Source organism: Leeuwenhoekiella sp. LLG6367-2.1 (assembly GCF_045055775.1).
Lineage (GTDB): Bacteria > Bacteroidota > Bacteroidia > Flavobacteriales > Flavobacteriaceae > Leeuwenhoekiella > Leeuwenhoekiella aequorea.
Genome location: NZ_CP159331.1, coordinates 2,243,756 through 2,270,360, shown reverse-complemented (window position 1 = coordinate 2,270,360; position 26,605 = coordinate 2,243,756). Strand labels below are relative to the sequence as shown.

The window sequence follows — 26,605 nt, the reverse complement described above, 5'->3', positions numbered from 1 at the left end:
AGTTAAATTAATTAAAATTCACTTCTTCCCGAGCCGCATTGAGCTCTTCTAGTTCTTGTTTACTTCCTACGATAATCTTATCATATCTACGTAAACCTGTACCTGCCGGGATTCTATGTCCAACGATAACATTTTCCTTAAGACCTTCAAGATCATCAATCTTACCACTTACTGCTGCTTCGTTAAGAACTTTTGTAGTTTCCTGGAAAGAAGCTGCAGAAATAAATGATTTTGTTTGAAGTGATGCTCTCGTAATACCTTGAAGTACTGGAGTCGCAGTCGCTGCAACAACATCACGCGCTGTAGCTAGATTTTTATCTTCTCTTCTTAAGATAGAATTTTCATCACGTAAATCACGCGGAGAAATTATCTGTCCAGCTTTTAAAGTTTCAGAATCACCAGCATCTTCAATTACTTTCATTCCGAAAATTGCGTCATTTTCAGTAACAAAGTCATCTTTGTGCACGAGTTGATTCTCAAGGAAGATAGTATCACCTGGATCCTGAATTCTAACTTTACGCATCATTTGACGTACTACTACCTCAAAGTGCTTATCGTTAATCTTCACACCCTGTAAACGATATACTTCTTGTACTTCATTAACGAGATATTGCTGTACTGCAGAAGGACCTTTAATAGATAAAATATCTTCTGGAGTTACAGAACCATCAGATAATGGCATACCCGCTCTTACAAAGTCATTTTCCTGAACTAATATCTGGTTTGATAATTTAACAAGATATTTTTTAACTTCTCCAAGCTTAGACTCTACTATAATTTCACGGTTACCTCTCTTAATTTTACCAAAAGAAACTACACCATCAATCTCACTTACAACAGCTGGATTAGAAGGATTACGTGCTTCAAATAATTCAGTTACTCGAGGAAGACCCCCTGTAATATCACCTGCTTTTGCAGATTTACGAGGTATCTTAACTAAAATTTTTCCTATTTTAATCTTATCATCATCATCTACCATAAGGTGAGCTCCTACTGGAAGGTTATAAGAACGAATTACTTCGTCTTTTTTACCTAAGATATGTAATGTAGGAATCATACGTTTGTTACGTGATTCTGAAATTACTTTCTCTTGGAAACCAGTTTGCTCATCTGTTTCTACTTGATAGGTTAGACCTTGCTCGATATTCTCGTATTTAATCTTACCAGCAAATTCAGATATAATAACACCGTTATATGGATCCCAACTACAAATAACATCTCCTTTAGAAACAGTATCACCATCCTTTGCAGAAAGTTGTGAACCATAAGGAATATTATTGGTACTTAATAAAATACCGGTTTTACTATCAAATATTTTAGCTTCAGATGTACGTGAGATAACGATTTGAGAAATAGAACCATCTGGTGCTTCACCTTCAACAGTCTTAAGATCTTCAATCTCTAAGCGACCGCTAAATTTAACAACAACCTTATTCTCTTCTGAAATGTTACCTGCAATACCACCTACGTGGAATGTTCTTAGTGTAAGCTGTGTACCCGGTTCACCAATAGATTGTGCTGCCACAACTCCTACCGCTTCACCCATTTGAACCATTTTATTGGTTGCTAGGTTTCTACCATAACACTTAGAGCAAATACCTTTAGTAGCTTCACAAGTTAATGCAGAACGTACTTCAACAGATTCGATAGGTGCTTTTGTAATTTCAGCAGCTAGCTCTTCAGTAATTTCTGCTCCAGCTTTTACGATTACTTCACTATCTAACGGATTAATAACATCATTTAATGCTATACGACCGATGATACGTGCTTCTAAAGTTTCAACTATTTCTTCATTTTTCTTTAATGCAGAAACTTCAACACCTCTTAAGGTATCACAATCTTCACTGTTAATGATAACATCTTGAGATACATCTACAAGACGACGAGTTAAATAACCCGCATCTGCAGTTTTAAGAGCCGTATCGGCAAGACCCTTACGAGCACCGTGAGTAGAGATAAAGTATTCAAGAATTGAAAGACCTTCCTTAAAGTTAGAAAGAATCGGGTTTTCAATAATTGCTCCACCTCCATCATTAGATTTCTTAGGCTTAGCCATAAGACCACGCATACCAGTTAACTGGCGAATCTGCTCTTTAGAACCCCTTGCACCAGAATCTAGCATCATATACACCGAGTTAAATCCTTGCTGATCTTCGCGAATGCGCTTCATAGCAAGCTCTGTAAGTGAAGCATTTGTTGATGTCCAAACATCAATAACCTGGTTGTAACGTTCCGAGTTAGTAATAAGACCCATATTATAGCTAGACATAATTCCGTCTACCTGAGTATTTGCCTCATCAATCATTTCATACTTTTCCTTAGGAATAATAATATCACCAAGTGAGAATGAAAGACCACCTCTAAATGCAAATGTATAACCAAGAGTTTTAATACTATCTAAGAATTCCGCAGTACGTGGAACACTTGTAAGTTTTAAAATACGTGCAATTACATCTCTAAGTGATTTCTTTGTAAGAACCTCGTTAATATAACCCGCTTCATCAGGTACGCTTTCATTAAATAATACACGACCTACAGTACTATCTATGATTTGGTAAACAAGCTTACCTTCTTCATTAAAATCTTTAGTACGTATTTTAATCATCGCGTTAATATTCACACGCTTTTGATTGTGAGCTATAACAACTTCCTCTGCACTATAAAAAGTAATTCCCTCACCTTGAATAGGATGCTCTGGAGTACTCTTACGCGCTTTAGTCATATAATATAGACCAAGTACCATATCCTGAGATGGTACCGTAATAGGAGCACCATTAGCAGGGTTAAGAATATTATTAGAGGCAAGCATTAACATTTGAGCTTCCAAAATTGCTTCTGGGCCCAATGGTAAATGTACTGCCATCTGATCCCCATCAAAATCGGCGTTAAAAGCCGTACAAACTAATGGGTGTAACTGTATCGCTTTACCTTCAATAAGTTTTGGCTGAAAAGCCTGAATACCTAATCTGTGAAGCGTAGGAGCACGGTTAAGTAATACTGGGTGTCCTTTAAGAACATTTTCTAATATATCCCATACTACTGGCTCTTTTTTATCTATAATTTTCTTTGCAGACTTAACAGTCTTTACAATTCCACGCTCTATAAGCTTTCTAATAACGAAAGGCTTATAAAGTTCTGCAGCCATATCTTTAGGAATACCACATTCGTAAAGTTTTAATTCTGGCCCAACAACAATTACTGAACGTGCAGAATAATCAACACGCTTACCAAGTAAGTTTTGACGGAAACGACCCTGCTTACCTTTTAATGAATCTGAAAGAGATTTTAAAGGTCTGTTAGAATCTGTTTTAACAGCTGAAGATTTACGAGTATTATCAAATAATGAATCTACCGCTTCCTGAAGCATACGCTTCTCATTACGCAAAATAACCTCAGGCGCTTTAATTTCCATTAAACGCTTAAGACGGTTATTACGAATAATTACACGACGATATAAATCATTTAAATCTGAAGTTGCAAATCGACCACCATCTAATGGCACTAATGGACGTAATTCTGGTGGAATAACCGGAATTACTTTCATAATCATCCACTCTGGAAGATTCTCGCGATTTTTATTTGCATCTCTTAAAGCTTCAACAACTTGAAGACGTTTTAGCGCTTCCGTTTTACGTTGTTTTGAAGTTTCATTGTTTGCCTTATGACGTAAATCATAAGAAAGCTCATTAAGATTTATTCTCTTTAAAAGCTCTATAAGACACTCAGCACCCATCTTAGCGATAAACTTATTTGGGTCGCTGTCATCTAAATACATATTTTCTTGAGGTATAGATTCAAGAACATTAAGATATTCCTCTTCAGTAAGGAAATCCATTTTCTTTAAATCATCACCCTCTTCACTTTTAGCTATACCTGGCTGTATTACTACATAGCGCTCATAATAAATAATCATGTCTAATTTCTTAGATGGAAGACCTAATATGTAACCTATTTTATTTGGCAAACTTCTAAAGTACCAGATGTGAGCAACAGGCACAACTAGATTGATGTGACCTACACGATCTCTACGTACTTTCTTCTCAGTAACTTCTACACCACAACGATCACAAACAATACCTTTATAGCGTATACGTTTGTATTTCCCACAAGCACACTCATAATCCTTTACAGGACCAAAGATACGCTCACAGAACAAACCGTCACGTTCTGGTTTGTGTGTACGGTAATTTATAGTTTCTGGTTTTAACACCTCTCCGCGCGATTCAGCCAAAATTGCTTCAGGAGACGCAAGACCAATAGAGATTTTATTAAACCTCTTTACTGCATTCTTATCATTATCTCTTGCCATAATACCTTATGTCGAAAATTATTCTTTTTAAAATTCTTTGATACTATAATAAGTTTCGCTTCCGAAGAAGCGAAACCTTTATTGTATCTAATCTTCTAGACGAATGTCTAGTCCAAGACCTTTAAGCTCGTGCATTAATACGTTGAACGATTCTGGTAATCCTGGCTCTGGCATAGGCTCACCTTTTACTATACTTTCGTAAGTTTTAGCTCGACCTATTACATCATCAGATTTAACTGTAAGAATTTCACGTAAAGTTGCTGAAGCACCATAAGCTTCAAGCGCCCAAACTTCCATCTCTCCAAAACGCTGACCACCAAATTGTGCTTTACCACCTAATGGTTGTTGGGTTATTAATGAGTAAGGACCTATAGAACGTGCGTGCATCTTATCATCTACCATGTGACCTAACTTCAGCATATAAATAACACCTACAGTTGCAGCTTGATCAAAACGATCTCCTGTTCCACCATCATATAAATAAGTATGTCCAAATCGAGGTATACCCGCCTCATCTGTCAACTCATTAATTTGATCTAATGTAGCTCCATCAAAAATAGGTGTCGCATACTTACGACCTAATTTTTGACCCGCCCATCCAAGTACAGTTTCATAAATCTGACCAATATTCATACGTGATGGTACCCCTAATGGATTCAACACAATATCAACCGGAGTTCCGTCTTCTAAGAAAGGCATATCTTCTTCACGCACAATACGCGCAACAATACCTTTATTTCCGTGACGACCTGCCATTTTATCACCCACTTTTAGTTTACGCTTTTTAGCAACATAAACTTTAGCAAGTTTTATAATACCAGCAGGTAATTCATCACCTACAGAAATTGTAAATTTCTCACGACGTAAGTTTCCTTGTAGGTCATTTTCTTTGATACGATAATTATGTAACAGATCTGCGATCATTACATTGGTAGTATCATCAGTTGCCCAAGTTCCTTGATTTAAATGCGTATAATCTTCAACAGAATTAAGCATCTTTAAAGTGAATTTCTTTCCTTTAGGAAGTATTTCTTCACCTAAATCATTTTTCACACCTTGAGCAGTTTTTCCATTAACTAATTGGAATAACTTATCTACAAGAACTGCTTTTAAATCATCAAATTTTTGATCGTACTCAGCTTCTAGAGCAGCGATATCTTCTTTATCTTTAGCTCTCTTACGCTTATCTTTTATAGCACGTGCAAAAAGTTTCTTCTGTATTACCACACCTCTTAATGAAGGAGAAGCTTTTAATGAAGCATCTTTAACATCACCTGCTTTATCACCAAATATAGCACGAAGAAGTTTTTCTTCTGGAGTAGGATCAGATTCTCCTTTAGGAGTAATTTTTCCTATTAATATATCTCCAGGCTTCACCTCTGCACCTATACGTATCATACCGTTTTCATCAAGGTCTTTTGTAGCCTCTTCAGAAACGTTAGGTATATCATTAGTTAATTCTTCATTACCTAATTTTGTATCACGTACATCTAGTGAATATTCATCCACGTGAATTGAAGTAAATATATCTTCACGCACAACTTTCTCAGATATCACAATAGCATCCTCAAAGTTATACCCCTTCCAAGGCATAAAGGCTACTTTCATGTTACGACCTAAAGCAAGTTCCCCGGCTTCGGTAGCATATCCTTGACAAAGTACTTGACCTTTCTTAACACGATCACCTCTACTTACGATAGGCTTAAGGTTAATAGAAGTACTTTGGTTAGTCTTACGGAATTTAATTAATTGGTATGTTTTGCTATCTTCTTCAAAACTAACCATACGTTGTTCTTCGGTACGGTCATATTTTATAGTGATTTCATTAGCGTCAACATATTCAACTACACCATCACCTTCGGCATTTATCAATACACGAGAATCAGATGCCACTTGACGTTCTAGACCTGTTCCTACAATAGGAGAATCTACACGTAAAAGCGGTACTGCCTGACGCATCATGTTAGATCCCATCAATGCACGGTTTGCATCATCATGTTCTAAGAAAGGAATTAATGATGCAGATATCGATGCAATCTGGTTAGGAGAAACATCGGCATAATGCACCGTGTTAGGTTCCACAACCGGGAAGTCACCTTCCATACGAGCAATTACTTTCTCTTCGGTAATTGACCCATCATCAGTCATAGGATTGTTTGCCTGAGCAATTAACATTCCTTCCTCTTCTTCTGCACTTAAATATCTAGGTTCAGTTTCAAGATCAATTTTACCATCGGTTACAGTACGGTAAGGAGTCTCAATGAATCCCATGTTGTTAACCTTAGCATAAACTGCTAATGAAGATATCAAACCAATGTTTGGTCCTTCAGGAGTTTCAATAGGGCAAAGACGACCATAATGTGTATAATGCACATCTCGTACCTCAAAACCTGCACGCTCACGAGAAAGACCACCTGGTCCTAATGCTGAAAGACGACGCTTGTGCGTAATCTCTGCAAGAGGGTTAGTCTGATCCATGAACTGTGATAACTGGTTTGTACCAAAGAATGAATTAATTACAGACGAAAGTGTCTTTGCATTAATTAAGTCAATTGGAGTAAATACTTCATTATCACGTACATTCATACGCTCACGAATTGTACGAGCCATACGAGCTAAACCTACACCAAACTGAGTAGATAATTGCTCTCCTACAGTACGTACACGACGGTTAGATAAGTGATCAATATCATCAATCTCAGCTTTAGAATTAATAAGCTCGATTAAGTATTTTACGATAGTTATGATATCTTGCTTGGTAAGCACTTGCTTATCCATCCCGATATCAAGACCTAGTTTTTTGTTCATTCTATAACGACCTACCTCACCTAAGTTGTAGCGTTGATCACTAAAGAATAATTTGTCAATAATACCACGTGCTGTTTCCTCATCTGGCGGCTCAGCATTACGTAATTGACGATATATATGTTCTACAGCCTCTTTTTCTGAGTTTGTAGGATCTTTTTGTAGCGTATTGTGAATAATCGCATAGTCACCTAATTGATTATCTTCCTTATGAAGAAGAATCGTTTTAGCACCAGCATCTAATATTTCATCTACATGTTCTTTTTCTAAAACGGTATCACGATCTAAAACAATCTCATTACGTTCGATAGAAACAACTTCACCTGTATCTTCATCCACAAAATCCTCGTGCCAAGTGTTAAGAACACGAGCAGCAAGCTTACGGCCTAAATATTTCTTAAGACCGGTTTTTGAAACCTTAACCTCTTCTGCAAGGTCAAAGATTTCTAAAATATCTTTATCACGCTCAAAACCTATCGCGCGAAAAAGAGTAGTAACAGGTAACTTTTTCTTACGATCTATGTAAGCATACATTACACTATTAATATCTGTAGCAAATTCAATCCAAGAACCTTTAAAAGGTATTACTCTTGCTGAATAAAGCTTGGTACCATTAGCATGAAAAGACTGGCCGAAGAATACACCAGGTGAACGGTGTAACTGAGAAACAACTACTCGCTCTGCACCATTAATACAAAAAGTACCGCTTGGTGTCATGTAAGGAATAGTACCAAGATATACATCCTGTACTATTGTTTCAAAATCTTCGTGCTCATCATCAGTACAGTATAATTTTAAACGGGCTTTTAATGGAACGCTATACGTTAAGCCTCGTTCGATACATTCTTGAATAGAGTATCTAGGTGGATCAACAAAGTAATCCAAAAATTCTAGTACAAAGTTATTACGGGTATCCGTAATTGGGAAATTCTCTAGAAATGTGTTGTAAAGTCCTTCATTTCCTCTTTCTTCAGACTTAGTCTCTAATTGAAAGAAATCTTGAAAGGATTTAATCTGAATATCCAAAAAGTCAGGATACTCAGGTCTGTTCTTTACCGATGAGAAATTCAGTCTTTCAGCTTGTTTTGCTTGCATCTTCAACGAACGGAATTTAATTAAAATAAATTGAAGATCTGTATGATCAGATCTATTTGATTTCTTAACATAAGAAATCTAAAGCAATAATAGTCGTAAATAATATGAAAACCTTATATACGACAAATGGTTTAGGCCTATTTCGAAAAATCGAAAAGACCTAAACCCTTGTATTTATAAGTGTTAAGCTTACTTAAGCTCAACTTCAGCACCAGCTTCTTCTAACTGAGCTTTAATAGCTTCAGCTTCGTCTTTAGCGATACCTTCTTTAATTGGACTTGGAGCGTTGTCAACTAATTCTTTTGCTTCTTTAAGACCTGCACCAGTTAATTCTTTAACTAGTTTTACAACTGCAAGTTTAGAACCACCTGCTGCCTTAAGGATTACATCAAATTCAGTTTGCTCTTCAGCGGCATCATCACCACCACCAGCAGGACCAGCCATAGCTACAGCAGCTGCTGCAGGCTCGATACCATACTCGTCTTTTAAAATAGTAGCTAACTCATTTACCTCTTTTACAGTTAAGTTAACTAGTTGTTCTGCGAAATCTTTTAAATCTGCCATTTCTATCGTTTTAAAAAAAATTATTCTATTATTATTATTTGTGCGTACGTAATTATTAACCTTCCTTTTCAGAAAGAGTCTTAAGAAGTCCAGCGATTGTTTGACCTCCTGATTTAAGAGCGCCAATAACGTTCTTAGCAGGTGATTGAAGAAGACCAATAATCTCTCCAACAAGTTCTTCTTTAGATTTAATATCAACTAGAGCATCTAATTGATCGTCACCTATGTAAATCGCTTCTTCAATAAATGCTCCTTTAAGTAAAGGCTTTTGAGATTTCTTACGAAACTCTTTAATAACCTTAGCTGGCGCATTTCCAGTTTCAGAAAGCATAATAGATGTATTTCCTTTTAAAATAGAAGGTAATTCACCAAAATCCTTATCTGAACTCTCCATTGCTTTTGCAAGCAATGTATTTTTAACCACGGCTAGTTTTACGTTTGCCTTAAAGCAAGCTCTTCTTAATCTAGAAGTAGTTTCTGCATTTAAGCCAGAAATATCTGCTAAATATATGTGAGCACTATCAGCTAACTGCGCAGTCAAATCTTCTATTACTTGTGATTTTTCTTCTCTTGTCATAATTTAACTTTTACTGCTCAGCAAAACGTTTTGAATCTACTTCTACGCTAGGACTCATCGTGCTAGACATAAAGATGCTTTTAATGTAAACACCTTTAGACGTAGTAGGCTTCAATTTTACTAATGTGGTTATCAATTCTCTTGCGTTATCTGCTATTTTATCTGCATCAAAAGATGCTTTACCTATAGCAGCATGTACAATACCAGTCTTATCAACCTTGAAATCTATTTTACCAGCTTTAACATCAGAAACAGCTTTAGCCACGTCCATAGTTACAGTACCGGTTTTTGGGTTTGGCATTAAGCCACGAGGACCCAAAACACGTCCTAAAGGACCTAATTTACCCATAACACTTGGCATAGTGATGATAACATCAACATCTGTCCAACCGTTTTTAATTTTCTCTAGATATTCATCAAGACCTACAAAGTCAGCTCCAGCTTCTTTAGCCTCAGCTTCTTTATCTGGAGTTACCAGAGCAAGAACCTTTACGTCTTTACCAGTTCCGTGAGGAAGTGTTACCACTCCACGAACCATTTGGTTTGCTTTACGTGGATCTACATTAAGACGCACAGCCAAATCAACAGAAGGATCAAAATTAACTTTGCTTACTTCTTTTATTAAAGCTGAAGCTTCCGCTAGTGTATAAGCAGAACTACTGTCTACCTTAGCGCGGGCTTCTTTTTGCTTTTTTGTTACTTTTGCCATTTTAAATTGCTTTTTTGGATGTTAAAAAGGAGCTTGTCCTTTTACAGTTATTCCCATAGACCTTGCAGTACCTGCAACCATCTTCATAGCACTTTCGATTGTGAAAGCGTTTAAATCTGGCATTTTGTCTTCTGAGATAGCTTTAATTTGATCCCATGTTACGCTAGCAACTTTTTTACGGTTTGGTTCACCAGAACCTCCTTTAATCTTAGCTGCTTCCATCAATTGGATGGCAGCAGGTGGTGTTTTAACCACAAAGTCAAAAGATTTATCACCGTAAACAGTGATAGCAACAGGCAATACTTTACCGGCCTTATCTTGAGTTCTAGCATTAAACTGCTTACAAAACTCCATGATATTTACTCCGGCAGCACCTAAAGCTGGTCCAACAGGTGGGGAAGGGTTTGCGGCTCCTCCCTTAACTTGCAACTTAACAACCTTACTTATTTCTTTTGCCATTTTTAAAAATTTAGTTTGATACGTTCATTTGTGGAAGCAGTAGAACAATATCTAATATATGTGTAACACTTATACTTTCTCAACTTGCATGTAGCTCAATTCTAAAGGAGTCTTTCTACCGAAAATCTTAACCATCACCTCTAGCTTACGCTTTTCTTCATTAACCTTCTCAACAGAACCATTAAAGCCGTTAAAAGGACCATCTATAACTTTGACAGTTTCTCCAATAACAAAAGGTATAGCGACGCTATCTGATTTTACAGATAATTCATCTACTTTACCTAGCATTCTGTTTACTTCTGAGATTCTTAATGGAACAGGATCACCACCTTTAGTTTCACCTAAGAAACCGATAACGCCATTAATAGACTTTATCATGTGAGTCACTTCACCACCAAGGTTAGCATGAATCATAATATATCCAGGAAAATAAACACGTTCTTTATTTATCTTTTTACCATTACGTATCTGGATAACTTTTTCTGTAGGAACAAGAACTTGCTCAATATAATCTTCAAGGTTAAAGCGAGAAATCTCTTGCTCTATATATCCTTTAACTTTGTTTTCCTGACCACTAACGGCCCTTACCACGTACCAGTCTTTATCTTTGGTATTGTTTACTATAGCCATTGTAATTATTTTAAGCTCCTACCAGATTAAAATACGCCTCTATAGCCCTGCTAAAAACAGTATCAACACCCCAAATCCCTAACGAAAAAATAATTGTGAAAACAGCAACAACAACAGTCAAACGTTGCGCCTCAGATAGCGGAGTCCATGTTACGTGATTTTTTAATTCGTTATAAGACTCTTGAATGTAATTAACTAATCCGGCCATATTATTGTATATTATTTATAAGGCTCTATACCTTTTAAACTAACCATTACTATTTATTAGTAACAGATTAAATATTATTAAAATTTAAATAGATTTTAATAAGTCTGCACGGGCTGAGAGGCTCGAACTCCCGACACCTGGTTTTGGAGACCAGTGCTCTACCAACTGAGCTAAGCCCGTAAGAATTAAGAATTAGCTAAAGAGCTGTCTTCTTAATAAAAATCAAGGCATCCGTATAAACGGACGCCTTAATTCTATAAATTATAATCCGTGATTATTCTACAATCTCAGTTACCTGACCTGCACCTACAGTTCTACCACCTTCACGAATTGCAAAACGTAAACCTACGTTCATCGCGATTGGCTGAATTAACTCAACATTAATTGTTAAGTTATCTCCTGGCATTACCATTTCAACACCCTCAGAAAGAGAAATGTTTCCAGTTACGTCAGTTGTACGAACGTAAAACTGAGGACGGTAGTTATTATGGAATGGAGTGTGACGTCCACCTTCTTCTTTTTTCAAGATATAAACCTCTGCTTTGAATTTAGAGTGAGGCTTAACTGAACCTGGCTTAGTAATAACCATACCTCTAGTGATCTGAGATTTTTCAATACCTCTTAAAAGGATACCTACGTTATCACCAGCTTCACCTCTATCTAATATCTTACGGAACATTTCAACTCCAGTAATAGTAGATGTAAGTTTTTCAGCACCCATACCAATGATCTCTACAGGATCTCCAGTGTTTGCTACTCCAGTTTCAATACGACCAGTTGCAACAGTACCACGACCAGTAATAGAGAATACATCTTCGATAGGCATTAAGAATGGCTTATCAACATCACGAGCAGGAAGTTCAATCCAGCTATCTACAGCTTCCATAAGCTCCATAACTTTATCAACCCAAACTTGCTCACCATTTAAAGCACCTAAAGCAGAACCTTGAACAACAGGACCATTATCTCCATCATACTCATAGAAACTAAGAAGATCTCTTACTTCCATCTCAACAAGCTCAAGCAATTCTTCATCATCAACCATATCCACTTTATTCATGAATACAACGATACGAGGAATACCTACCTGACGTCCTAAAAGGATGTGCTCGCGAGTTTGTGGCATAGGACCATCTGTTGCAGCAACAACAAGAATAGCACCGTCCATTTGAGCAGCACCAGTAACCATGTTCTTAACGTAATCCGCGTGACCTGGACAGTCAACGTGAGCGTAGTGACGGTTAGCAGTAGAATACTCTACGTGCGAAGTGTTAATAGTAATACCTCTTTCTTTTTCTTCTGGAGCGTTGTCAATAGAGTCAAAACTTCTCATTTCAGAAAGACCTGCGTTAGCAAGTACAGTAGTAATAGCAGCAGTTAAGGTAGTTTTACCGTGGTCAACGTGCCCTATAGTACCAATATTTAAGTGAGGTTTGGAACGATCAAATGTTGCCTTTGCCATGATTTAAATAATTTTAATCTTAGTTATTATTAGTGTTTATTTTTTAAACTTACCTGACACGCTGATTATAGATTCTTTACAAAACGCAAAAAACCGAGCGTAAAACTACACTCGTTTAATTAGCAGCGACTGCTATTGAGCCAACGACGGGATTTGAACCCGTGGCCTCTTCCTTACCAAGGAAACGCTCTACCCCTGAGCTACGTCGGCTTAAATTACTTCCCATCAAAACGACCGAAGTCAGAATTACCCAGGACCGACCTTCTCAGCTAAAGGGCTCATAAAAGTCATATAATGACTACAACCAAAGCCTATCAGATTTGGTTTAATAAGACCGAAGATATAAATCTAACGACCTTGCTTGCGATTAATTAAATTAACAGCAATTAGAGCGGGAGACCGGGTTCGAACCGGCGACATTCAGCTTGGAAGGCTGACGCTCTACCAACTGAGCTACTCCCGCATTAACGATATGATAAATCATACGTTTTGCATAAATTGTGGGGAGAGCAGGATTCGAACCTGCGAAGTCGTAAAACAACAGAGTTACAGTCTGTCCTCGTTGGCCGCTTGAGTATCTCCCCAATATTGGTAAATCAATATTTCAAAAAACGCTTTTACCGCGCTTAGCGCAAGTTTTTAAACTTATACAATTTAAAAACTCTAGTTTAAAAAGAGCCGATGGAGGGACTCGAACCCACGACCTGCTGATTACAAATCAGCTGCTCTAGCCAGCTGAGCTACATCGGCTTTTTGTTAGATTTTGAGGAGTAAAAAACTCCGCTGTTTCTAACGGAGTGCAAATGTAAAACAAAAAACATATTACCAAAACATTTTTTGAAATTTTTTTATGCAATTGCTCTATTTTTTTCTTTTTGCTTAACCAGGAGACGCTCTAATGAGCTCGCACAACTATAGGCACCAGCCTCAAAAGATTTAGCTTGTTTTTTAACAATCAGCTCGTTACCCGGAATACTCAACAATATTTCGACAATTTTATTATTTCTACTACTCGTATTCTGAATTTTTAAAAAAATATCAGCATAAATGATCTGATCGTGAAATTGATCTAATTTATTCATCTTCTTTTGAAGATAATTAATCAATTTTTGATCGGCTACAAAATGGGGAGTTTGGACATTTACTTTCATAGATTTGGATTTAAAAGTTAATTAATACATCAAAAAACTAATTTTTAAGATTTCTAGGATGGGCATTTTTATAAACCTTACCCAATTCAGCTATACTAGAATGCGTATAAACTTGAGTTGCTGCTAAACTGGAATGACCCAATAGCTCTTTAACCGCATTTAAATCTGCTCCATTATTTAATAAATGAGTAGCAAATGTATGTCTTAACATATGCGGACTTATTTTAGTTTTTTGAGACACCTCACTAAAATAGCGAATTATGACCCTATAAACAAGAGTTTCATATAGTTTATCTCCTTTATTAGTTAATAATAAATATGGCGAATGATCACTACCCCAAGTTCGTGCTCTTAGGCTGATATATTCTTCTATGAGACCTTCTAACCATTTTATCATAGGTATTAACCGCTCCTTATTCTGCTTTCCCAGAACCTTGATCACATGAGATGAAAAATCGATATCAGAGATCTTAATATTAATTAGCTCACTTCTCCTTATCCCGAGAGCATAAAATATTGAGATAATCACATAATCCCTTTTCCCTTCAAAAGCATCTGACTTACTTAAGTTCTCTATGACTTGATTTACTTCACTCGGAGAGAAAGGAATTTGAATTTCCTTTTTAATTTTTAAGGATTTATGTTTTAATAATGGAGATATCTGAATTTCTCCTACTTTTTGCAAGAATTTAAAATAAGCCTTTATAGAAGCTATTTTTCTGTTTATACTTCGATGACTTAATTCCCGCGTAGAGAGGTGAACCACGTAAGCTCGTATAAACACATACTCCACAAGCTTAGGGTTATCGATTAGATATTCTTCCTGAAGAAAATTGAAGAATGTTTGTACATCTGCATTATATGCAAGAATAGTATGAGCACTATAATTACGTTCGAGTTTAAGATAATCTAAGAATGCCTCTAAATACATAAATTAAAAAATGAACAGGAAGATACAAAACAAAAAAAATCCGCTAAGAAATAATCTTAGCGGATTTTATATTGTTGAAAGAGGATTAGTCTCTCTGTTAATAATCCTAATAAGAATAAAAATTCTTACAGACGGAAATTATTAAATATTCTCTTGATCGCGAAGTCCTTGAATATAAGAAGCTTTTTGAATTTCACGTCTTCTAGAAACAGAAGGTTTTGTGAAAGCTTGACGATCACGCAGCTTACGCATTGTTCCCGTTCTATCAAATTTTCTTTTGAAACGCTTCAGCGCTCTATCGATATTTTCTCCGTCTTTTACTGGTATAATTAACATAGTGGTACCTCCTTTCTTTAAAATTCTTTTCAGTTTACAGGCTGCAAATATAATCTAAACTTTAAAACTAGCAAGCCTGTTTTTATTTTATTATTAGCTACGCTTAATTTGCGGCTGGCTTATATTCTTTTTTGTCAATTACCATCTTGGCTATAATTTCTTTTAATATCTCTGAAGTACCTCCTCCTATTGGCCCCAGCCTACTATCTCTAAACATTCTTGCTAGCGGATAATCTTCCATATAACCATATCCACCTAACATTTGAAGACACTTATAAATTACTTCATCTGCAATTTTTGTAGACAATAACTTAGACATACTTGCTTCCTTCACCACATAATCTCCACTGTTAAGGTTGTTAGCAATGCTGTAATTGAAAGATTTAACCATCTCAATTTCACTAGCCATCTCAGCCACAGTATGTCTCAAAGCTTGAAATTTATCTATAGTTTTCCCAAAAGCTGTACGTTCGGCCATATAACCTAATGTATATTCGAGAGCATATTCAGCTCTTGCATGAGCGTTTACACCCATAATTAGGCGCTCTAATGCAAAATGCTGCATAATATATGAGAATCCTTTGTTTTCTTCCCCCATAAGATTATCTATAGGAATTTTTACATCAGTAAAAGCAATCTCACCTGTATCTGATGCACGCCATCCCAGCTTATCCAGTTTTGTTGCACTTATGCCAGGGGTATCTCTATCTACTATAAATATACTTAAGCCTTTATTTCCCTTTTCAGGATCTGTCTTAGCCGCAACAATAAGATAGTCAGAATAAACTCCATTTGTAATAAAAGTTTTAGATCCATTTAAAATATAGTGCTCTCCACTGCGTACCGCCGTACTGCGCATTCCTGCAACATCAGAACCACCAAATGGTTCCGTAATGCAAAGACAACCTATAAGCTCTCCTGAAATACTACCTGGAAGATATTTTTCTTTTATTGCCGATGTTCCTTCTGCTTTTAAATGCGTCATTGCTAAATAGGCGTGAGCCCACATAGCAGCAGCAAAACCTCCACTATTTATTCGTTGTAATTCTTCGAGAAATATTACCGTATAGAAAATATCGAGGTCTAAACCTCCATATTCTTCTGGAGAGGCTAAGCCGAAATATCCCATATCCCCCATCTTTGTCCAGATAGAACGATCTATAGTACCGGTCTCTTCCCAAGTATCAATATTAGGAACAACTTCTTTTTGTAGAAATCCTCTAAGACTTTCTCTAAAGAGCTCATGCTCTTCTGAAAAGTATATATTTTTCATTTAATTACGCTTTATATTATTATAAGGTCACTGGAAAGGGAATTTTGCAAGGAGAAATTGCATTATTCTCAAATAAACCTGCATTTTATTGGTTGGTTGACAAATATAATTTAATTCGATCTAACTTGTATGCAGTTATACCTTCAATTTTTAGCAGTTCATCAAGATTTACAATTCCTTCATTTAAGATGCGATAATCTACTATACTTCTTGCAATATCAAATGTCACAAATGGAATAGTTGCAAGATCTGATGCATTGGCCTCATTCACATTTAAACGATCAATATTTGGTTTTGTTTTTACGGTAAATTCTTTTTTAACCTCAAAAACTTGAGCTCGCTTTAAATTGTAGATGTCGTACAATTGATCATCTTCAAGAAAACCACCTATCTTTTTTCTATAGTTTAAAACAAGCCTCGCGCTTTCGTTAGTAAAATTTGGAAGGCTGGATAAATCTGCAAAGGTTGCACTATTAAGATCACGTTTATTAGCAAATGATTTATATGCTGAATTAGTATTGCTCTTTTTACTTTGAGCATTCTTAACCCAATCTGGAAACTTAAAATAAGGTGAAATGGTAGCCAATAGCGAATCTGAAACCCCGGTGACAGTTTGAAAATCTGAAGCAGAATTAATCCATAAGTTTTGAGATCTATACGCAAGTAGCTTATCAATCTCTTCTGGACTTAATCCTAAAGAATATCCTTTATAATCTGTTATGAAATTAGGATTGAACGGAAAGATTTTAATTGTTTCTTCAGCAGCTTTACTTTTCCGAAGTGAATCTATTTGCCGCTGAATTAATAGTGCGTCGGAATCTGATATGGATTCTTGTTCGATTTTCCCTAAACTGAAGTACACCCACCAAGAACAAATAAGAATTGCTATTAAAAACAAAATCCCACTTCGCTTTTTGTTATCAAGCTGAAAGTGGGATTTTAGATTCATTTATCTTTATATTGAGACTAACTCTTTTCCTGAGCTACACGTTGCTTTTTAAATAATTCATTAGCCTTAAGTTTTCTAAAATACTCTCTCAAGTCTTTTCTCACTTCCCCACTCATAATATAGAGTCCTATAATATTAGGAAATGACATAGCTAAAATCATCATGTCTGAAAAATCGAGGACGGCTCCTAAACTTACCGAAGCACCCACCACTACGAAAAATAAGAATAAAATTTTATATAATAATTCCATCTTTTTACTTTTTCCGAATAGGTATGTCCAGGCTCTCATTCCATAATAAGACCAAGAAATCATAGTAGAAAATGCAAATAAGAATACTGCCGCAGCTAGCACATAAGGAAACCAAGAGATAACACTACCAAAAGCATCTGAAGTTAAATCTGCTCCTGCTACTCCTGTTACTTCGTGCATTCCTGTAAATATTAATACTAAAGCTGTAAGTGTACACACTACTACAGTATCGATAAAAGGCTCTAATAATGCTACAAATCCTTCAGAAGGTGGGTGATTGGTTTTAGCCACACTATGTGCAATGGCTGCAGAACCTACACCAGCTTCATTAGAGAATGCCGCACGTTGAAAACCTACAATTAAAACTCCAAGAATACCCCCTTTAAGTGCACTTGGACTAAATGCACCATCTATAATAGCATTAAATGCAGGACCTATATTCTCTATATTTATGAATATTACGGTTAATGCACCAAGAACATATACCCCAGCCATAAAAGGTACAATTTTACCGGTAACTTTAGCAATACTGCTGATTCCACCAATAATAACAACACCTACAAGAACCGCTACTGTAATTCCAAACCAAAAACCGTTTCCTTCTAACCCAGGAAACTGCCCACTTAAGATTTCAAAGGATTGATTAGCCTGAAACATATTACCTCCACCAAATGAGGCTCCAATTGCTAAAATTGCAAAAGCTCCTGCAAGCACTTTACCAAATCCACCCATATTACGCTTTTCTAAACCGTAACGTAAATAATTCATAGGACCACCAAAAACACGTCCGTCTGGTAAAATATCACGATACTTTACTCCTAAAGTACATTCCACAAATTTTGATGACATACCTAGAAGACCAGCAACAATCATCCAGAATGTAGCTCCTGCACCTCCTAAAGAAACTGCAACAGCAACACCCGCTATATTACCTAAACCTACAGTAGCTGAAACTGCAGTTGCCAATGCCTGAAAGTGAGTTATACTTCCCGGAGCATTAGGATCATCATATTTTCCTTTTGCCAATTCAAGACTATGACTAAAACCTCTAAAGTTTATGAAGCCCATACGTACGGTAAAAAATGCCGCTCCAAATATCAACCACACAACTATAAAAGGAATACTATTTGTTTTCTCATCTCCATTAGCATAAACTAACGGAACCGGATCATCATAAAAAATCTCTGCAAATACATCTGCATTTGTTTGAATTAAATGCTTTTGATTGTTCGCGTTGTATATAACATTACCTACTTCCTCAAGGTGCTTAATAGTACCATTTGCATCAGCCCTGACTATAATTTCAGTACCGTTGCTTTCAGAAATGACAGCAATCTCCTGATCTTTTTTAACTTTCGCTCCATCAGCTACAAGCCATTCATTTAAAGTAAATGTATCCTGTGTATCTGACGTCCATCCTGGTATAGAGACCATTTTTAGATCTGCATATATTACAGGATCATAAAGACCTAAAGCCGCAAAGGGATCCCAAAATAATACGGAACCCATCGCCGCTACCGCCGGTGTCATAGTACCATTAAATATTTCTGTTATAGCTTCTGCTTCAATTTTAAATTCTTTTGTAATAGTTGTTCCTGCAGCGTCGGTAACCATTACTTTATGGGTAACACCCTCTGTAAGGGAAGTAGCTTCATTAGAAGTTAGGGCGGTACTCTTGTCACTCCATTTGTAGGTATATGGAGCTTCACCTCCAGTTACTGAAATTTTTGCAACACCGTCGTTGATTTTTGAAGTAGGGTTTGAAGCTTCTGCTGTTACTTTTAAATCTTGCGCGAATACCATAATTGGTAAGACGAAGGTCAAAAGAAATAATTTTACTTTCATAGTTCGTATTAAGTTCAATATTTATTTTGTCAAAAGTTGCAATATGCTAAAAAAAAAGACCTTCTCAAAGATCAGGCTCGTTAAAAATGAAACGTTAATTGGATTTTACCTAGAATCCTGCAATTAATATCTATCATCTTTAGCAATGTGAAGCTTAAAATTTCAGCAAGGTATCAAATCAAAAAAGCTCTGCTTGCAAATTACAAACAGAGCTCTAAAGTTAAGTTAAATACCTATTATTTAATTGCTTCTCGTTTAAGTTTTATAGCAGCTAGGTATCTGTCTAATTGTTTTTTAACTACCGGAAATAAGAAAAACAATCCTACCATGTTTGGAAAAATCATAGCAAAAATCATTGCGTCAGAAAATTGCCATATAGATCCCATATTTGCTGCTGCACCAATAACTATAAAAGTCAAGAACAACATTTTGTAAACTAAATCTGCCAGTTTTCCTCTTCCGAAAAGAAATTTCCAAGATTGTAAGCCATAATATGACCAAGAAATCATTGTTGATACCGCAAAGAGAACTACAGCTATAGTTAAAAAGATATTTGAAAATGGGATATAAGCATCAAAAGCTTTTGATGTTATACCTGCTCCTTCATAAGATAACCCATCTATTATAACAGCTCCTGTACCATCACCACCATATTCAAAATATCCGCCAAAGTTGAAAATTATAATTACTAAAGCAGTCATTGTGCATATTACTACCGTATCGATAAAAGGTTCTAATAGCGCAACAAGTCCTTCACTAGCAGAATATTTAGTACGTACTGCAGAGTGTGCAATAGATGCAGAACCGGCTCCTGCCTCATTAGAAAATGCCGCTCTCTTAAAACCTACGAGTAGTACTCCTATTACACCACCTACGCCTAAAGCTGTAGGATTAAAAGCTTCTTCTACAATAAGGGCTAAAGCATCATCAATTAGCGAGAAATTAGATCCTATAATATAAATACAAGCCACTAAATACATAATAGCCATAAACGGCACTACTTTTTCAGTTACCTGAGCAATTCTTTTAATACCACCTATTATTATTATACCTACCAGAACGGCAATTACAACACCAATCCAAAAACCAGCTCCTGCACTTTGAAAGTTAAATAACTCTTTTAATACTATAGTTGCTTGATTACTTTGAGCCGCATTACCTCCTCCAAAAGAACCACCAATACAAAAAATCGCAAAAATGACAGCTGCGATTTTTCCTAAAGTCGCAAATCCTTTCTCTTTAAGACCTTTAGTCAAATAATACATAGGACCACCATACACAGTCCCATCCTCACCTACATCTCTATATTGAACACCAAGTGTACATTCTACAAATTTTGTCGACATTCCCAGTAAACCACATACGATCATCCAGAATGTTGCTCCGGGACCACCCAGTGCAATAGCTAAGGCAACACCTGCAATATTTCCATTTCCAACAGTTCCTGAAACAGCTGTAGCTAAGGCCTGAAAGTGACTAACTTCTCCTGCAGAAGCTTCATCTCGTATCGTATCTACAATATCACCATCAATTGCAAGGTTATCATCTAATTGCTCTATATGTTCTTCAATATCTACTTTATTTAGATCAACCCCATTTGCAATCCCATCTTCACCATAAAGCAATTTTGCACCGTGATTTTCTATGTCTTCATACTTACCACGAACTGTTTGTATTGCTCTCCAGAAATATTTAAAATTTGGAAAGCCGAAATAAATAGTAAAGAAAAAAGCACTAAATACTAAAAGGACCAGTACAAATGGTATTCCTAAAACATTGAAAAAAATAAGATTAAAGAAGAAGTCTGAAATCGGAGCAAAAGCCTGATCAATTTTCTGGTCGATACCTATTTCTACCGTTTCTTGAGCAGACAAATTAGATACAGATAAAAGCAAGAAACTTGCTAAAGAGAGTTGTTTCATAAAATTGAAAATACATTTAATTAAAAATAGAGTAATCCTTAAATCATTACTGATAATGTTGCTTACTCATCAATATTTAGTAAACATACTACTAAATAGCAAATTCTTTATGTAAATTTTCAATCTGTTCTGGCCTACCTATTACTATAAGTTTAGAATTTTTCTCAAGCAACATCGATGCTTCAGGATTTATCACGTAATCTCCGTTAGGAGCCTTGTAGCCTATAATAGAGCAACCAGTTTTATTACGTAAGTCAATATCTCTAATTGTGCGTGTAACGTGATCAGGACACACAGCCTCAAATGTAATTTCCTGCACATTTACGCGACCTGCAGTAGTAACTTGTAGATTATCTAAAAACTCAACTAAATCTGGAACGACCACTAGAGAAGCCATATGATCACCACCTATTTTATCTGGCATTATGACATTATCGGCTCCAGCAAATTTTAGCTTTTGATAAGTAGTCTCTTCAGAAGCTCTACTTATGATTTTCATAGATGCGTTCATTTGCCTTGCAGACAATACTACAAATAAGTTGTCAGAATCATCCGGGAGTGCAGATATTAAAGTAGATGCTCGCAAAACTCCAGCTTCGATCAACACCTCATCTTCATTAGCATTACCTTGTATAAAGGGCATGGATTCAGATTGAAATTTATTTACAACTTCTTCATCCTTTTCAATAACAACAAAAGGCTTTCCGTAGGTTGTTAATTTCTGAACCGCTTGTTTTCCATTGCGACCATAGCCAACAACGATAATATGATTTTTAAGACTATCGATTTTTTTTTGCACTCTCCGCTTTTTTAATAATTCTACATTACTCCTGCTTAAGATATATTCAGTAATTATTGAAATGGCATAACCCAGTACAAATACACTTACTAGTATGAGAATTACCGTAAAAATTTTTGCGGTATCATTAAGCGGTTGCACCTCACCAAAACCCACCGTACTAATGGTGATTATAGTCATATAAATAGCATCTGTCCAGGTATATAATGCCAGAAAACGGAAACCCATTATTCCCAGGCAAAGCATTCCTATAACCAGTATAATTGCTACATAAATTCTATTCTTAAAAATAGTCTCCATTGTTATAAATCAAACACAGATGTACGCTTCGTATAAACCAGATCTTTGAGTTTAAACCAGAAGGCTAATACTAGATAAACAGCAAAACCTAAACCAGCTGTTGCAAAGGAGAGATAGATAAAAAACAAGCGTACATTTTTTGCTCTAATCCCCATGCGATCTGCAAGACGTGAAGAAACGTAAAATCCATTGCGCTCAAAAAAGTGCCTAATATTATAAATCAATTCCATTTCTAGAGTTTTGAAGCTTCTGCAAATTACTAAAATTAAAGCTGTACCAGAATACTAAGTTTTGTTGAGAATAGAATTTCCTATTTGGCACGACAAACACCTATTCTTATTGCAGTAATTTTTTTTTAATTCTATAAAAGCTTGTGAATGTAAGGCATCATTTTTAAAATTCTGCAGTTCTTGAAACCCTGTAACTATAGTATTTTTTTCTGAAGGAATACTTCTAACTAATTTTAAGAGATCATCTTCTGTAGTTATTCCCTTTGCCCTTGCATATGCAAATTTTAGAGGGAGGAGTGTATTAATTAGTAAAAGGTCTATAAAAGAAATGGTGAGTTTCTTGACACGTTTTTTGTGTAGTTTGTTGAAGTTATAATGTGTGCTCCAATATTCTGATGTAGTTATATTAAAAAGCTTGTGAAATTCTTTCCGGTTACTTACTGTTATAATTTTAGAAAATAAGGATTCATTCTTTTCATATAAGCGTGCCAATTGCGAAAGTCGAATGGTGGGAAAATTAGGTGGGCGTAACTTAAAAAATTCGATACGGTGCTGCAAAGCAGGTTTGAAATTATATTTTGCCTTTGCATATGTATATGCCTCTTTCCAACTCTGAGTTTGAGAATCTAAATGTTCTGTTTCATTTAGAAATCCGCATAGACCAAAAAACACCGCCTCTAATTCTCCGCTACTTTGCGTAAGCTTACGAATTGTTTTTATGGGTAGCGCTTCTGCTAATTCCTCAAATGCATCAGCATTAATGACGGTTCCGAAGTTACGAGCCAACATAGTAAACAAAACAGCCTCCCAGTCTCCTTTTTTTACTTTTAATAAATGATCGACACCAATTACCTTACGCTCTAATCGTTCAAAATAAATACGCTCTAACCAATTGTTAATTATGATTGCATCTACCTCAGCAAATTGGTTTTCACAATTTATAAAATTGTAAGATTTTGCTTCCAGTAATTTTCGGTAATTAATGAGCAGTGCAGGATCTATCCTATCTTTAAGTGTTAGTGTAGGGATTGCTTGATTTGACCTATTAAACACCTCACAGTCTTCTTCCCAGACTACGTGCAAAATAACATTAGAATAAGCAGCGTCATTTTCGTGATTATGCAAATACCAGTCTGAACTTTTTATATGAATTTCTACATTACCCGCCCATAGTTGTTCTCCTATACGTAATTGGGCGCTAAAGAAATCTGGCCCAGATTGATGATTATGAATTCCGGTATTAATAATTGCTATTGTTTCACCTGAGGTGGTGACGAGAGGAGTCGATAATGTGTTAGCACCCAACTTTCGGAATTTCCATAAATAATGAAGTAATGCCTCTTTCATTACTATAAATGTAATTCAATTTTAGCAAAACCTTAATAACATCAACCAATAAGGCTTATTACTTTTAAATAAAATCTAAATATATTACTATGAAAAAATCACTTTTTATATGGGGGTTAGCTACAACTTTAGCTTTCTATTCCTGCGGAAACCGTCAAACAGATAACGATGAAATACGGCTAGAAGACAAACCCGAAAAAATCTCTCCAGACCAAATGGATCAAACCGGATTGAGCGTTTCATCACAAGATCCTGACGAACTTGCTGCAATTAACAGCGCTAAAAACCAAGTAAACAAATATTTTGAAGCGCTAAATAATGGTGATGATTTAAAAGCCTATGAAGAAATGGCTACTTCTAGCGATCGTGGTACACGCTCTTCATTTTCAGAAAAAAATGCAAATATCGAATCTGTAGAATTAAGTTTTACTGAAGATGGTGAAGTGTCCATGCAAGGTGATAACACAGACATTAAATTACCTATACGATATGTTGTAAAAACAAAACAAGGCAATACTGAATCCTATAATGGATACGCCACAATCTCCAAAAAAGGAGATGATGGCGATTTTAAAATACAAGAGATGAATGTTACTCGTGAGAACCAGTAATTAATCTAGAAATCCTTTTTCACGCATCCACTCGTCGTTATATATTTTACCTACATAGCGGCTACCGTGATCGTGAAAAAGGACTACTACAACATCATCTTTCTTAAAATGATCTTTGAGTTGTAATAAACCCTTAATTGCAGCACCGGCAGAGTTTCCAAGAAAAAAACCTTCTTCTTTTGCTAGACGCTGTGTGTAAACAGCTGCGTCCTTATCTGTAACTTTTGTAAAGCCGTCGATAACATCAAAGTTCACATTCTTAGGAAGAATATCCTCCCCTATCCCTTCTGTTATATATGGATATATTTCATTTTTATCAAAAATTCCCGTCTCGTGGTATTTTTTAAAAACTGAGCCATATGTATCTATTCCCCATACTTTAATATTGGGATTTTGCATTTTTAAATATTTACCTACTCCAGAAATTGTTCCACCTGTTCCTACACCTACGACAAAGTGTGTGATCTTTCCTTCAGTTTGTTCCCAAATTTCAGGACCTGTAGATTCAAAATGAGCTTTGCTGTTACTTGGATTATCGTATTGATTTACATACCAAGAATTGGGAGTTTCTTCGGCTAGACGTTTAGATGTACTGTAATATGAGCGTGGATCCTCCGGTTCAACATCGGTAGGACATACAATTACTTCACTACCCACAGCTTTTAAAATATCTATTTTCTCTTTACTCTGCTTATCTGAGATTACACAGACCATTTTGTACCCCTTAACTATAGCCACTAATGCCAACCCCATACCCGTATTACCAGAAGTTCCTTCGATAATGGTTCCGCCAGGTTTTAAAATGCCGGCTGCTTCTGCATCTTCAACCATTTGCAAAGCCATGCGATCTTTCACAGAATTTCCCGGATTGAAAGTCTCATACTTGGCAAGTACTAAGCAAGGTAGTTCTGCAGTTAGTTTATTAAGTTTTACAAGAGGTGTTTTACCTATCGTTTCAAGAATATTTTGAGCGTATTGCATAAAATTTTAGCTTAAGTGTGCAAGGTATAATTTTATTAGATTTTTACGTAATCACGCATCACAGTATTTAATTCGAAAAATGAGTTAAATTTTAGAGATACAAATTACATTTTCAGCAGCAGGATCACACTTAATTCTTCTAGGTAACAATTGCATAACTAGTACTTCAATTAACTTCTGGTCGTGGCGATGTTCTTCTCACCTTTTTTATATAATATATAATGAGTGCTGTACCAAAAAACGAAGGAATTATCCAAATTGCCACACCTGAGATACTTAATCCTGCTACTAGAAAAGCCGTGACAGAAGCAATGTAAGCTCCCATAATTTTACCTATATGCTGTACCAACCACGTATTTCTCGTTTTGTGAGGACTTCTTAAAAATCTATAGTCTGAAATACATAACACAACTCCAACTATTCCGAAGTATATATAAAGGACTGAAACCTGCTCAAACAGCAAACTACCACAAAGTATCATTACTATTGAAATACAAAACATAGCTATAGTAATTGTCCAGTCTAATCGAGATACCTTATTTTTTCTAAACTTATAGCGCAAAGCACGCTTTCCTACTACTACCATGTAAATCGTGAAGAGACCAATCAAAAATAGAAACGGATTAATGTGACCCGGCATGCACGCAATAGGAAGAGATATTCCAGAGCTCAACAACATACCGATTACAAACCATTTACCTGATTTTCTATGTAGTAAACTTCCTTTTTTTGTGATAACGCTTAGTGTGCCGGCAATTAAACCTATTCCTCCAAATAGGGCGTGTACATAAATGGCTAGTGTAATTAGTGTCTCAATCATATTTAAAATCTTTAATGAAATCAAATATGAAGAGATTTACC

The 26,605-nt window shown here is 35.9% G+C and carries 22 protein-coding genes and 5 tRNA genes; 1 reads left to right on the top strand and 26 read right to left on the bottom strand.

Features of this window, described 5'->3' with window-relative positions; all coding sequences use genetic code 11:
• Positions 1-7 precede the first annotated feature (7 nt).
• The 24 genes from rpoC to ABVM53_RS10280 all read right to left on the bottom strand — a co-directional run bounded on the left by rpoC (position 8) and on the right by ABVM53_RS10280 (position 24,152).
• Positions 8-4,309, bottom strand: coding sequence for a DNA-directed RNA polymerase subunit beta' (rpoC, locus tag ABVM53_RS10395; protein ID WP_371454851.1), 4,302 nt, complete (start codon positions 4,307-4,309; stop codon positions 8-10).
• Positions 4,310-4,396: 87 nt separating this feature from the next.
• Positions 4,397-8,209 carry a DNA-directed RNA polymerase subunit beta gene (rpoB, locus tag ABVM53_RS10390; protein WP_128756704.1) on the bottom strand — a complete coding sequence of 1,271 codons (3,813 nt, stop codon included), beginning with the start codon at positions 8,207-8,209 and terminating at the stop codon, positions 4,397-4,399.
• A gap of 189 nt (positions 8,210-8,398) precedes the next feature.
• Positions 8,399-8,773 carry a 50S ribosomal protein L7/L12 gene (gene rplL, locus ABVM53_RS10385; protein ID WP_128756703.1) on the bottom strand — a complete coding sequence of 125 codons (375 nt, stop codon included), beginning with the start codon at positions 8,771-8,773 and terminating at the stop codon, positions 8,399-8,401.
• Between the two features lie 55 nt (positions 8,774-8,828).
• Positions 8,829-9,350 (bottom strand): 50S ribosomal protein L10, encoded by a 522-nt coding sequence (rplJ, locus tag ABVM53_RS10380; protein WP_128756702.1) that lies wholly within the window; start codon positions 9,348-9,350, stop codon positions 8,829-8,831.
• 10 nt (positions 9,351-9,360) lie between these two features.
• Positions 9,361-10,059 carry a 50S ribosomal protein L1 gene (rplA, locus tag ABVM53_RS10375; RefSeq protein ID WP_371454854.1) on the bottom strand — a complete coding sequence of 233 codons (699 nt, stop codon included), beginning with the start codon at positions 10,057-10,059 and terminating at the stop codon, positions 9,361-9,363.
• 21 nt (positions 10,060-10,080) lie between these two features.
• Positions 10,081-10,518, bottom strand: a complete 438-nt coding sequence (rplK, locus tag ABVM53_RS10370) for a 50S ribosomal protein L11 (protein ID WP_128756700.1) — start codon at positions 10,516-10,518, stop codon at positions 10,081-10,083.
• A 69-nt stretch (positions 10,519-10,587) separates the two neighbouring features.
• Positions 10,588-11,148: a transcription termination/antitermination protein NusG gene (gene nusG, locus ABVM53_RS10365; protein WP_128756699.1), complete on the bottom strand. Its 561-nt coding sequence runs from the start codon at positions 11,146-11,148 to the stop codon at positions 10,588-10,590.
• 10 nt (positions 11,149-11,158) lie between these two features.
• Positions 11,159-11,356 carry a preprotein translocase subunit SecE gene (gene secE / locus ABVM53_RS10360; protein WP_128756698.1) on the bottom strand — a complete coding sequence of 66 codons (198 nt, stop codon included), beginning with the start codon at positions 11,354-11,356 and terminating at the stop codon, positions 11,159-11,161.
• A gap of 107 nt (positions 11,357-11,463) precedes the next feature.
• A tRNA-Trp gene (locus ABVM53_RS10355) sits at positions 11,464-11,536 on the bottom strand.
• 94 nt (positions 11,537-11,630) lie between these two features.
• Positions 11,631-12,818, bottom strand: coding sequence for an elongation factor Tu (gene tuf, locus ABVM53_RS10350; protein ID WP_128756697.1), 1,188 nt, complete (start codon positions 12,816-12,818; stop codon positions 11,631-11,633).
• 138 nt (positions 12,819-12,956) lie between these two features.
• Positions 12,957-13,028, bottom strand: a tRNA-Thr gene (locus tag ABVM53_RS10345).
• Between the two features lie 180 nt (positions 13,029-13,208).
• Positions 13,209-13,281 (bottom strand) — tRNA-Gly (locus ABVM53_RS10340).
• Positions 13,282-13,319: 38 nt separating this feature from the next.
• Positions 13,320-13,402, bottom strand: a tRNA-Tyr gene (locus ABVM53_RS10335).
• Positions 13,403-13,494: 92 nt separating this feature from the next.
• Positions 13,495-13,568 (bottom strand) — tRNA-Thr (locus tag ABVM53_RS10330).
• Between the two features lie 98 nt (positions 13,569-13,666).
• Positions 13,667-13,969 (bottom strand): HPF/RaiA family ribosome-associated protein, encoded by a 303-nt coding sequence (locus ABVM53_RS10325; RefSeq protein ID WP_371454856.1) that lies wholly within the window; start codon positions 13,967-13,969, stop codon positions 13,667-13,669.
• 37 nt (positions 13,970-14,006) lie between these two features.
• Complete coding sequence (locus ABVM53_RS10320; protein WP_405325801.1) at positions 14,007-14,900, bottom strand: tyrosine-type recombinase/integrase; 894 nt, start codon at positions 14,898-14,900, stop codon at positions 14,007-14,009.
• Positions 14,901-15,041: 141 nt separating this feature from the next.
• Positions 15,042-15,236 carry a 30S ribosomal protein S21 gene (gene rpsU / locus ABVM53_RS10315; RefSeq protein WP_028377788.1) on the bottom strand — a complete coding sequence of 65 codons (195 nt, stop codon included), beginning with the start codon at positions 15,234-15,236 and terminating at the stop codon, positions 15,042-15,044.
• 103 nt (positions 15,237-15,339) lie between these two features.
• Positions 15,340-16,509, bottom strand: coding sequence for an acyl-CoA dehydrogenase family protein (locus ABVM53_RS10310; RefSeq protein WP_405325798.1), 1,170 nt, complete (start codon positions 16,507-16,509; stop codon positions 15,340-15,342).
• An 85-nt stretch (positions 16,510-16,594) separates the two neighbouring features.
• Positions 16,595-17,458: a ComEA family DNA-binding protein gene (locus ABVM53_RS10305; protein WP_405325796.1), complete on the bottom strand. Its 864-nt coding sequence runs from the start codon at positions 17,456-17,458 to the stop codon at positions 16,595-16,597.
• 17 nt (positions 17,459-17,475) lie between these two features.
• Complete coding sequence (locus ABVM53_RS10300; RefSeq protein ID WP_405325794.1) at positions 17,476-19,554, bottom strand: amino acid carrier protein; 2,079 nt, start codon at positions 19,552-19,554, stop codon at positions 17,476-17,478.
• Positions 19,555-19,790: 236 nt separating this feature from the next.
• The gene (locus tag ABVM53_RS10295; RefSeq protein ID WP_128756691.1) at positions 19,791-21,476 is read right to left on the bottom strand and encodes a sodium:alanine symporter family protein; all 1,686 of its coding nucleotides are present in this window, start codon (positions 21,474-21,476) and stop codon (positions 19,791-19,793) included.
• Positions 21,477-21,567: 91 nt separating this feature from the next.
• Complete coding sequence (locus ABVM53_RS10290; RefSeq protein ID WP_405325791.1) at positions 21,568-22,575, bottom strand: potassium channel family protein; 1,008 nt, start codon at positions 22,573-22,575, stop codon at positions 21,568-21,570.
• Between the two features lie 2 nt (positions 22,576-22,577).
• Positions 22,578-22,805, bottom strand: coding sequence for a PspC domain-containing protein (locus ABVM53_RS10285; protein ID WP_371454863.1), 228 nt, complete (start codon positions 22,803-22,805; stop codon positions 22,578-22,580).
• 54 nt (positions 22,806-22,859) lie between these two features.
• The gene (locus ABVM53_RS10280) at positions 22,860-24,152 is read right to left on the bottom strand and encodes a DUF2851 family protein (protein WP_405325789.1); all 1,293 of its coding nucleotides are present in this window, start codon (positions 24,150-24,152) and stop codon (positions 22,860-22,862) included.
• Between the two features lie 89 nt (positions 24,153-24,241).
• Between ABVM53_RS10280 and ABVM53_RS10275 the strand changes: the two genes are divergently transcribed.
• Entirely contained in the window at positions 24,242-24,763 is a 522-nt protein-coding gene (locus tag ABVM53_RS10275; protein ID WP_405325787.1) for a hypothetical protein, read from the top strand.
• Here the strand turns inward: ABVM53_RS10275 and ABVM53_RS10270 are convergent, their stop codons facing one another.
• Complete coding sequence (locus ABVM53_RS10270) at positions 24,764-25,744, bottom strand: PLP-dependent cysteine synthase family protein (RefSeq protein ID WP_405325785.1); 981 nt, start codon at positions 25,742-25,744, stop codon at positions 24,764-24,766.
• A 166-nt stretch (positions 25,745-25,910) separates the two neighbouring features.
• Positions 25,911-26,564, bottom strand: a complete 654-nt coding sequence (locus tag ABVM53_RS10265; RefSeq protein WP_405325783.1) for a hypothetical protein — start codon at positions 26,562-26,564, stop codon at positions 25,911-25,913.
• Between the last annotated feature and the right edge of the window lie 41 nt (positions 26,565-26,605).

Bases quoted from the DNA above. Each gene is read 5' to 3' on its own strand.
- rpoC (WP_371454851.1), bottom strand. From the start codon at position 4,309: ATGGCAAGAGATAATGATAAGAATGCAGTAAAGAGGTTTAATAAAATC.
- rpoB (WP_128756704.1), bottom strand. From the start codon at position 8,209: ATGCAAGCAAAACAAGCTGAAAGACTGAATTTCTCATCGGTAAAGAAC.
- rplL (WP_128756703.1), bottom strand. From the start codon at position 8,773: ATGGCAGATTTAAAAGATTTCGCAGAACAACTAGTTAACTTAACTGTA.
- rplJ (WP_128756702.1), bottom strand. From the start codon at position 9,350: ATGACAAGAGAAGAAAAATCACAAGTAATAGAAGATTTGACTGCGCAG.
- rplA (WP_371454854.1), bottom strand. From the start codon at position 10,059: ATGGCAAAAGTAACAAAAAAGCAAAAAGAAGCCCGCGCTAAGGTAGAC.
- rplK (WP_128756700.1), bottom strand. From the start codon at position 10,518: ATGGCAAAAGAAATAAGTAAGGTTGTTAAGTTGCAAGTTAAGGGAGGA.
- nusG (WP_128756699.1), bottom strand. From the start codon at position 11,148: ATGGCTATAGTAAACAATACCAAAGATAAAGACTGGTACGTGGTAAGG.
- secE (WP_128756698.1), bottom strand. From the start codon at position 11,356: ATGGCCGGATTAGTTAATTACATTCAAGAGTCTTATAACGAATTAAAA.
- tuf (WP_128756697.1), bottom strand. From the start codon at position 12,818: ATGGCAAAGGCAACATTTGATCGTTCCAAACCTCACTTAAATATTGGT.
- ABVM53_RS10325 (WP_371454856.1), bottom strand. From the start codon at position 13,969: ATGAAAGTAAATGTCCAAACTCCCCATTTTGTAGCCGATCAAAAATTG.
- ABVM53_RS10320 (WP_405325801.1), bottom strand. From the start codon at position 14,900: ATGTATTTAGAGGCATTCTTAGATTATCTTAAACTCGAACGTAATTAT.
- rpsU (WP_028377788.1), bottom strand. From the start codon at position 15,236: ATGTTAATTATACCAGTAAAAGACGGAGAAAATATCGATAGAGCGCTG.
- ABVM53_RS10310 (WP_405325798.1), bottom strand. From the start codon at position 16,509: ATGAAAAATATATACTTTTCAGAAGAGCATGAGCTCTTTAGAGAAAGT.
- ABVM53_RS10305 (WP_405325796.1), bottom strand. From the start codon at position 17,458: ATGAATCTAAAATCCCACTTTCAGCTTGATAACAAAAAGCGAAGTGGG.
- ABVM53_RS10300 (WP_405325794.1), bottom strand. From the start codon at position 19,554: ATGAAAGTAAAATTATTTCTTTTGACCTTCGTCTTACCAATTATGGTA.
- ABVM53_RS10295 (WP_128756691.1), bottom strand. From the start codon at position 21,476: ATGAAACAACTCTCTTTAGCAAGTTTCTTGCTTTTATCTGTATCTAAT.
- ABVM53_RS10290 (WP_405325791.1), bottom strand. From the start codon at position 22,575: ATGGAGACTATTTTTAAGAATAGAATTTATGTAGCAATTATACTGGTT.
- ABVM53_RS10285 (WP_371454863.1), bottom strand. From the start codon at position 22,805: ATGGAATTGATTTATAATATTAGGCACTTTTTTGAGCGCAATGGATTT.
- ABVM53_RS10280 (WP_405325789.1), bottom strand. From the start codon at position 24,152: ATGAAAGAGGCATTACTTCATTATTTATGGAAATTCCGAAAGTTGGGT.
- ABVM53_RS10275 (WP_405325787.1), top strand. From the start codon at position 24,242: ATGAAAAAATCACTTTTTATATGGGGGTTAGCTACAACTTTAGCTTTC.
- ABVM53_RS10270 (WP_405325785.1), bottom strand. From the start codon at position 25,744: ATGCAATACGCTCAAAATATTCTTGAAACGATAGGTAAAACACCTCTT.
- ABVM53_RS10265 (WP_405325783.1), bottom strand. From the start codon at position 26,564: ATGATTGAGACACTAATTACACTAGCCATTTATGTACACGCCCTATTT.